Below are 8,758 nucleotides of genomic sequence, written 5' to 3'. Positions count from 1 at the left end.
GCTTTTAGCAGAAGGCTGGTATCACTTTTTTAGGGCGCTGTACGACGGAGATGCCCGGTAGCAAAGGCGTTTTCTCCTATGGCAGAGCGCGGAGATTTGTTGTTGGATTTTGTGATATTCAATAGTTAGCTGTATTTTTCGAGGGAAAATGTCTATGAGATCGGAAGCTCAAGCACATGTTTCACTATAAACGACACCGGGATATTGTATATTCAGACTCAAATAAGTTACTTACTCACAAATTAAATTGAACGCTATGGCAAAAAAAGCAAGTAAAAAAACTGCAAAGAAAGCAGCTAAAAAAACAGCTAAGAAGGCGCCGAAGAAAGCCGCCAAAAAATCAGCAAAGAAGGCCGCTAAAAAATCCGCAAGGAAGCCTAACGCAGCCTTCATGGCTCCGCTTCAGCCCAGCCCGGCACTCTCAGAAGTGATCGGCAGCAAACCACTCCCGAGAACAGAGATCATCAAGAAGATCTGGGACTACATCAAGAAGAATGGCCTCCAGGACAAGAAGAACAGGAGAATGATCAATGGCGACGCAAAACTGAAAACAGTTTTCGGTGGCAAAAGTCAGGTCTCTATGTTCGAGCTGGCGAAAGTAGTGAGCAAGCACGTGAAGTAATTCGCGTCTTTGTTCGAATACCAAACAACAGGAAAACCTGGGCAAACGCTCAGGTTTTTTTTGTGGCCAGATCGCACTTCGTAAATCGTACCTCGTGCCTTACCTTTGCGCTCATGGAACCTACAATTTTTGAACGGCTTGGCGAGGAGAATCTGCGGTTGTTGGTAGACCGTTTTTATGACCTGGTTTTTGCAAATGAGCAGATCGCTCCCTTGTTCAAGACAGATAAGAATGTGATCAAGGAAAAGCAACGATTATTCCTGACCCAATTCCTGGGCGGGCCACCTTTGTATTCGGAGCAATATGGTCACCCGAGATTGCGCGCCCGCCACATACCACACCCCATTGGTGAAGACGATGCTGTAGCCTGGCTCTCATGTATGTCAGCCGCCATCACAAGCCTTGCCATTGATGAATCATTGAAAGACGAGCTGTTCAAACGGTTTGTGCCCACCGCCATGTTCATGGTGAACAGGGGAGACGAACAGGGATGACATCCTTCAAAAAGGATGTCATCCCTGTTTACCGATAATACACGACATTACATTCAGGATTGCCCTTTTTGAAGTTCTCTACCTCCTTGCCGGATACTTTGGTGTTGTAGCACTTCAGCGTTTTCAGGGGGAGGTGCGCCACCGGGTCGAGATTGGTTACCCGCGTGTTGGAGCAGTCGAGGGATTCCAGGTTTTCCATCCGCTCGAGTGGATCGAGCTTTTTGATCTGTGTACCGGCGCAGTTGAACCGCCTGAGCTGTTGCAGCGCGCCGAGAGGTTTCAGCTCATCCACCGGTGTGTTGGAAATGTCAAGGTCTTCCAGTTCAGTAAGCAGCCCAACAGCGCCGATCTGCTGAAGCGGGCTGCTGGTGGCGTGCAGCGATCGCAATGACCGGATGTTCTCCAGTGGCGGAATGGAGTGGATGGCCGTTCCGGAGAAGTGCAGTTCTTTTAACCGTACAAACTCGCTCAGCGCCGAAAGATCATTCACCGGTGCATCTTTAAAGTGCAGCTTCTCCTGTTCGGCAAGGCGATGAAGATTCTCGCGTGTTGTGGTGGTGTCGCTTCCCATCTGTGCCCTGAACACTTCCTTCCAGTCGGGTGAAAGACTGTTCCACCACCGGTTCAGGTGAACGGTCTTATGAACGATGAGGCAACGGGGATTCTTTTCCAGCAGCTCGCGGGCAGTGATATCGTGAACCACAGTCTGGTCGGCATAGAGCTTTTCGAGTGTGCTGACGCCATACAGGGGCTCAATGCTTTCGATCTTGCTCCTGTCAGCCTGTAATACCTTTAGCCTGGTGAATTGCCTGGCAACAGACAGATCGCTCACTTCCGTATCGCTAATGTCGAGGTGCCTGATCTCACGGTGTTCGTGCAGCGGCGAGAGCTCCTTCACCGATGTTTTACCAGCCAGCAGCACCCGAAGCTTGAGAAGCCTGCGCAGTGGTTCCAGGCTTTGGATGGAGCGGTTTCCATTGAAGTTGACAGAGTCGAGGTTGGTGACCCTGGCCAGCTCTTCCTTCGTGGGCATCAGCCCTATGTTGGCTGTTTTGCTTAGAATGTTCTGCCATTCCGGTGCGAGGCTGTCCCACCACAGCTTCAGGTCTTTGGAGTCGTAAACCACCAATACCCTGGGGTTGGTCGCCATAAAAGCATCGGCCCTGGTGCGCGTGATGGGAGTCTGGTCGCAGTAGATCTTTTCAAGGTGCGTCAGCTTTTGAAGGGGCTGCAGGTCTGCGATCAACGTTTGGTTCGCGTGCAGCTCTTTCAGGTTCTGAAGACTTGCCAGTGCGCTGAAGTTCTCGATGCGGGTGCTGTCGATATTGAGCACGGCGAGGTTTGCAAATCCTTTCAGGGTATTGAGATCCCGTACTGCGGTGCCGGAGACATTCAGCTCCATCAATTGTGTAAGGTTAGCCAGGGGAGAAAGATCGTACAACGGTGTCAGTGACAGGTTGAGGTTCAGCAGACCGGTGAGCCCAGCCAGGGGTGTAAGATCGTAGAGGGGTGTTGCGCTGACCTCGAGGTTTTGAAGGCCGGGCATCTTTTCAACCACAGTAATGTCGTTTACCTGGGTGTGGCTGATGTTGAGCCTCACCAGCTTGCTGGAATACTTCAGAGGAGCCAGATCTTTTACAGGAGTGTGGGCCACGTTCAGCTCTACCAGCTCTGTGAGATTGCGGATGGGGGTGAGGTCGGTGATGCCTGTATGCGAGAGGTTGAGCAGCTGCAGGGCGGGAAGTTGCGCCAGCGGCTCGATGTTCTGGATGTATTTGTTATCGCTGAGGTCCAGCTCTTCGATGGCGGTGATGTCCTGGATGTCGCTGAAGGTAACGCTGTCGGTCAGGTTCAGTTTTCGCCTGAAGATGGCCTGCCATTCGTACGAAAGCTCCTTCCACCAGCTGGTCAGTGCCTCACGCTGATCGAATTCGTTGGTGTAGATGCTTACGATCTTGAGATCCTGGTTGTCGGGATCGAAGTTGACCTCGATGTAACGGGGCATGGTGTTGTTCACCGGCTTGCCTTCAGAAGTAGTTCCGGAAAGATTCCGCCGCAGCGAGACCTTATAGAAATGTTTTCCTCCCGCCTTCGCTGAAGCTTCGGCGGGCGCGCCAGCCATGGTGCCTCTTTTGATACTTTCGATGGTGAACTCGAACTTCACATCCTTGAAGAAGAAGTCCACATCTTTCAGGTAGGCCACTACATCTTTATTGGTGATCACATCCCTTTCCTCGTCGAGGTCATCTTCTACCTGTACTTTGGCGTCGCGGAAAACTTTCGAGAAGCTTTCCGTAATGAGCACATCCTTGTCGCGGTTGGAGGTGGCGCTGTTGCCGAGCGTGTTGAGCATATACTCCAGGAACGCCACCATGTCTCTCACTTTTTTCTCGTCTTCCGTGGCATCGGCCGGTGGTGTTTTTTCCTCAGCGGTTTTCTTCCCGGCAGGTGCGGCCGGCTTTTGCGTGGTTTTGGTTTTCTGAACGGCAGGTTTTTTCGCAGGCTTCTGCGACTTGCTTTTCTGCGCTTCTGCGCCCGAAGCCAGCAGCAGCACCAACGAGACCGTGATCAGCCACAGCTTATTTCGATTCATAATACAGATGCTTTCTTAAAAGATCTTTTTCAGCGTCGTTGTTGAGCTTGACGAGGTTGGAGATCAGCCAGCCCGTGTTGTAGCCTGGCCTGTTGAACTGTGAGATCTCGAAATACCAGCCGCCGATCTGGAAGAAGTGGAACTTCACCTGCTCGACGGACCTGAACTTCAGGTTGCCTTTTTTGATCTCGTAAAGAAAGACGGAGAGGTGATCTGGTTTGAACCGCTTCACCGTGAACTGGCTTACACTATCGCTGTTCGAAAGCGCTTTTCGCAGGTTCATGAAATCGAGCTCGTGACTCAGCGGATGAAGGAACCGTCCTACCTTGGTGGTATCCCTCACGAAGTACGGCTCGAACATATCGGCATGTACCCGGCTGATCACCCACTTGCTGCCGAGGTGATCTTTCTCCAGCTCCATGAACAGTGTTACCGTCTGGTTCTTGCCACCCGAAGTAAAGGTGGCGTTCACTTCCGAGAACCAATTGCCCCCGTGAAATTTCAGGATGGACGATTCGGGTTTTTCCAGGATGTATTTGCTGAACTCAACTTTCAGCGCGTTGCTGATACCGGCATTACTTTCGTCGAACAGGATGCCGAGATATTTTTTTCGGAGCTTGTCACTGCGGTACTGCTTATCACGGGGATAATACCGGTTTCCCTTCTCGTCTTCCTCCCCATTAAACCTCCTGAAGAACTGGTTCACCTGCTTCGATTCCGCATAAAGCTTGCTCTCATCATCATCGTCTCCCACCAGCTGCGCCCGGAGTGGCAGCGAGAGCGTGATGAATGAAAGAATAAGAAGATTTACGAAGTACGATCTCAGCTTTATGATTTTAGATCTTGGATTGATCATGAATATCCCTGCATTATTTGCCTACTGCCCATTTGCCTATTGCCTACTGCTTACGCTCCCGTCTCCGTCACCCGGATATCCCCCAGCAGCACGTCCCAGAACTCTACGGTGCGGCCTGCTATCTGGGTCTTTTTCCGGTCTACATAAATGGTGATATCTTTTTTCGTGGTGTCTTTGTATTTCATGCCATCGTCAGACACACCTTCAAAACGCTGGTAGATGGTGACCACGCCAACGTACCGTCCGTCGGGTTGTCTTTCCAGGTCACTGATGTAGTGGATGTCGTACCACTGGATCGACACGCGGTCATAGTTCAGCGCCATCAGTCGTTCGAAATACTGGCGCACCTTGTAATAGTTCACTTCTTTCCGGTTGAGCGATGAAACACCCATCTCGCTGCCGGGAGCAAAAAGCTCTTCGGCCCTGTCCATTACCCGGCTGGCTTCTGAGAACGCGGTTTTTTTGTTGCCGATGATGCTGATGTACTTGCTCAGGTCCCGCACTTTTTCCAGTGCAAGTGAATCGATGGCCTGTTTTCTTTCCGGGCTGATATCACCGGTCTGCGCCGAGAGGTTTCCTGCAACCAAAACACAGACCATCGCCGTGAGCATATATTTATATTGAATGATACGCATAACTTGATTTTAACTTTAAACTTTTAACCTTAAATCTTAAACTTGAAACCTCAAACTTTGAACTAATTTTTCCTGAGCTCTACTTCCGTGATCTTGCCTGAGCTGTCGAACTGAAGCTTCTCGATCTTATTGATGTTCTTTTTCTGATCTTTCAGGTAATTGAGGTACGAGATGATGGTGGTGGGCCGGTCATAATCTTTCTGGCCACCTGATTCGCTGATCACAATGAGCACCGGGGTATCGGGCGATGCAAACATGGTGAGGGCTTCGCTGATGCTGCTGTTAGCGGAGGTCAGGCTGCCTGAGCTGGCAATCGATTCGAAATACTGACCAAGCCTGGCGTAAGGTGCACTGCCCTTGGCTTCTTTCGCTGCTTCGGCATCTCTTCGCGCCTGCTCTTCAGCATCCCTTTTCCTTTGTGCTTCTTCTTCCTGCTGTCTTTTCAGGGCAGCCTCCTGTTCCATTCTCGCCTTTTCGGCCGCCGCGGCTTCCATGGCCTTCTTTTTACTCTTGCAGCCGAATGCGGAAACCATCACTGCCAATAGCAGCACGATGGCATGTACCCGGAACGAATTTCGAATAGAGTTCATCATTTTACTTGTTTTGTGTTAAATAACGATTACTGCCGTTATTATTATGCCATAATTCAAAGGTTTGATTGTTTCTGCATGGACCCTGTTAACAAGGTAAAAGCGTTGAAAAAAGTCTACACCCTGTTGAATATCCCGTCAAAAATTTTGCCATTGGCATCGGAAAGTTTGGACGTTATTCGGGCGTATCATTACCAGGAATTGCAGCTTGTTTCAGCTCGCCTGTAAAAGCAGTTTCGAAAACCTTGTGAAGTGTACGGCGAATTACATGCTAAATATGCCCGATGTCATTGGTATTTCTGTGAAGCTCACGATTAGGCCGTCCGGAATTCTGTTTGCCCGGTCGGGTGGACGTAAACTTTCACCGGGTAAAGGAATGATAAAAGTCTTATTCCGGTTAACGCAAGCCGCTGCAGGCTCAATACTCCTCGTAATAGACGTTCAATTTTTCGAACCCTATCATGTACTCCAGAAAATGCTCATAGGCACCCTTGCTGATCCCCGCGGGCCAGGTTGCGTGGCGCCAGGCCATGGTTCGTGAAGAATTTGCTGACCCATCGGCAATGTCGATGGTGAAGCTCACCCTGTTGTTCTCAATGATGCTGTTAATGGCGTAGACATAATTGGAGAAATCGGAAAAGCTTCGACGCTTTGTTCTGATGTTCAGAAAGTCCTTATCAGCCACGATCATATATCCCTTCGAGATCAGGTGTTTGCCAAGCCTGACGTACAGGTCTTCTCCCGAATCTTTGCACTCGAAGACGATCTTGTTTGCTCCTTTGAAAGGCTGTGCTGATTGCCCTTTCACCCCAAGGGCAGCCAGGGCTAAAATGAGGATGTATAATGATCTCATAAAAGAATATTTAATGTAACGAATGGATCGCCAGCGGTGTTAAACAATAGACCAGGCCAACGGAGTGAGACCTGTAAAACGAGCAAGATAAATGCCAGTAACTCCTGGTTGGCGAATCTTTCTGGCAGAGAAAACGATATTTTGACAAATACGAAACAAATAAGTACATTAGTTTCTCGCATCCATTAAACGCTTCAAAAGACCTTTTGTCAATAACGTTATGAAAAGCAGTAAAAACATATTTTCGGTGACCATCCGGTCACTGTCATTCGCATGGCAGACGAACAGGAGGTTGCTGTTGCTCCTGATCTTTTTGAATGTTTTCCAGGGCGCTATCGTATACCTTCAGTTCACCAGCTTTTCGGCTATTGTAGACGAGATCGTGAGGATCAAGCAGGGCCTCAGTGACACAACAGGCCTGATCCGCTCTTCTGTCATCCTCGGGCTCTCGTTCCTGGTGCCCACCATCGTTGGTAATGTTGTAGGATATTTCCGGATGAAATTCCGCATGCAGCAGAGTGTTCAGCTCGAGCTGTATAAGATAGACAAGCAGGGCGGCTTGGATATCGGCACCATTGAAAGCAACTCGTACCAGACCTTGTTACGCGGCGCCCAGGAGTGGGGCAGTGGCGCGGTGCTGAACCTGCAGGACTTTATCTTCAGCTCGGCCACAAGCTTTGCGGGCATCATTACTTCCATCGGCATCCTGTGGTCGCTGAATGCGTGGCTGGTGCTCTTCGCCGTGCTCGCCTCCGCGCCGGTCTACTTCTTCTACAAGAAATACAGCATGGAAGTTTTTCGTGTCAGGTATTTATCCATCGACGACCACCGGGTGATCGGCAACCGCATATCGCATTTTGAAGAGCTGCAGAAGGCTGTTGATGTGATCCTGCTGAAGCTGAAAACGTGGCTGAAGGATCAGATCCGCGATAAGAAAGTTACGTTCAATAAAAAGATCACGGTGGCCGAACGCAAAAAGTCCATCTCTTATGGCGTGCTGAGCTTGTGGTACCTCCTGTTCCTGTTCGCGGCCATTGCACTGATGACCACCGAAGCACTGGCCGGAACGATTGCCGTAGGCGGGCTTCTGCTGGCGTTCAATACGTATACACGGTTCTACCAGACGGTAAACGGATACGTCGAGTCCATTTCGTTCACAGAAGAAGCTGCGCGTTATGCCGCCCGTTGGTTTGAGCTGTTCGAGCTCCGGCCCAAGATCACTTCCAAAGCCAACGCACAACGCGTGTCGTTCCCAACGCCGCCGCGCATTGAATTCAGGAATGTTTCGTTCCGCTATCCGAACGAGTCTGGCGAGAGCCCGCTGGTGTTGCAGCAGCTCTCGTTCACCATCGAGCCGGGAGAGAAGATCGCCATCGTGGGCGTCAATGGTTCAGGTAAGACCACCCTCATCAAACTGCTCTGCCGCATCTATGACCCCACAGAGGGAGGCATCTTTATCAACGGCACCGACCTGCGTGATCTCAACCTCGAAGACTGGCAAAGCGCTATCGGCATTCTCTTTCAGGATTTTCCTATCTATAACCTCACCATACGGGAGTCGATCGGCGTGGGACGTATCGCTGCCAACTATGACGACGACCGGCTCAGGCAGGCAGCCAGGTTTTCGGGTGCCGATGAGTTCATTACCGATTATGACCAGCTTATCTGGAAGGAGTTCAAGGGCGGCATCGATCTTTCCAAAGGGCAACATCAGCGCCTGGCTGTGGCCCGCATGTTCTATCGCAATGCCTCCATCACCATCATGGACGAGCCCACCGCCTCCATCGATGCTGTAACGGAAGAAAAGATCTTCAGCTCGCTTGAAAGTAATACACAGGGAAAAACGGTGATCCTCATCACCCACCGGTTCAGCACCGTAAAAAATGCCGATAAGATCCTGCTGCTGGAGCACGGCAAGATCATCGAGCAGGGCTCACACCGCCAGTTGATGCAGCTCGCCGGGAAATACGCCGACCTCTACACCATGCAGGCCAAACGTTATCTCGAGAGTGAATGAATGCAGAAATGCATAACCGCGGAGGACGCGAAGAAATTGCAGAGGGCCGCGGAGACATTAGAGCTACCGTGAATGAGCGTCAGCGAAGCTTTGCGTTC

8 protein-coding genes are annotated in these 8,758 nt (G+C 50.5%); 3 read left to right on the top strand and 5 right to left on the bottom strand.

Features of this window, described 5'->3' with window-relative positions; genetic code table 11:
- Window positions 1-256 precede the first annotated feature (256 nt).
- Window positions 257-622, top strand: coding sequence for an SWIB/MDM2 domain-containing protein (locus tag KK083_RS28285; RefSeq protein WP_254169509.1), 366 nt, complete (start codon window positions 257-259; stop codon window positions 620-622).
- Window positions 623-735: 113 nt separating this feature from the next.
- Window positions 736-1,116: a globin domain-containing protein gene (locus tag KK083_RS28280; RefSeq protein WP_254169508.1), complete on the top strand. Its 381-nt coding sequence runs from the start codon at window positions 736-738 to the stop codon at window positions 1,114-1,116.
- Window positions 1,117-1,144: 28 nt separating this feature from the next.
- On the opposite strand, the gene KK083_RS28275 is transcribed toward KK083_RS28280, so the two are convergent.
- From KK083_RS28275 to KK083_RS28255, 5 genes are all read right to left on the bottom strand, one after another.
- Window positions 1,145-3,709, bottom strand: coding sequence for a leucine-rich repeat domain-containing protein (locus KK083_RS28275; RefSeq protein ID WP_254169507.1), 2,565 nt, complete (start codon window positions 3,707-3,709; stop codon window positions 1,145-1,147).
- Window positions 3,696-4,565 (bottom strand): hypothetical protein, encoded by an 870-nt coding sequence (locus KK083_RS28270; protein WP_254169506.1) that lies wholly within the window; start codon window positions 4,563-4,565, stop codon window positions 3,696-3,698. The genes KK083_RS28275 and KK083_RS28270 overlap by 14 nt, the downstream gene beginning before the upstream one ends.
- 50 nt (window positions 4,566-4,615) lie before the next feature.
- The gene (locus KK083_RS28265) at window positions 4,616-5,164 is read right to left on the bottom strand and encodes a hypothetical protein (RefSeq protein ID WP_438834734.1); all 549 of its coding nucleotides are present in this window, start codon (window positions 5,162-5,164) and stop codon (window positions 4,616-4,618) included.
- Between the two features lie 98 nt (window positions 5,165-5,262).
- The gene (locus KK083_RS28260) at window positions 5,263-5,793 is read right to left on the bottom strand and encodes a nucleoid-structuring protein H-NS (RefSeq protein WP_254169505.1); all 531 of its coding nucleotides are present in this window, start codon (window positions 5,791-5,793) and stop codon (window positions 5,263-5,265) included.
- 415 nt (window positions 5,794-6,208) lie between these two features.
- Window positions 6,209-6,643 (bottom strand): hypothetical protein, encoded by a 435-nt coding sequence (locus KK083_RS28255; RefSeq protein WP_254169504.1) that lies wholly within the window; start codon window positions 6,641-6,643, stop codon window positions 6,209-6,211.
- A gap of 220 nt (window positions 6,644-6,863) precedes the next feature.
- On the opposite strand from KK083_RS28255, the gene KK083_RS28250 reads away from it, so the two are divergent.
- Complete coding sequence (locus KK083_RS28250; protein ID WP_254169503.1) at window positions 6,864-8,660, top strand: ABC transporter ATP-binding protein; 1,797 nt, start codon at window positions 6,864-6,866, stop codon at window positions 8,658-8,660.
- The last annotated feature ends 98 nt before the right edge of the window (window positions 8,661-8,758 follow it).

Source organism: Chryseosolibacter histidinae, from assembly GCF_018598225.1.
Lineage (GTDB): Bacteria > Bacteroidota > Bacteroidia > Cytophagales > Cyclobacteriaceae > Chryseosolibacter > Chryseosolibacter histidini.
The sequence above is the reverse complement of the archived record's forward strand: the minus strand, read 5'-3'. Positions and strand labels throughout refer to the sequence as shown.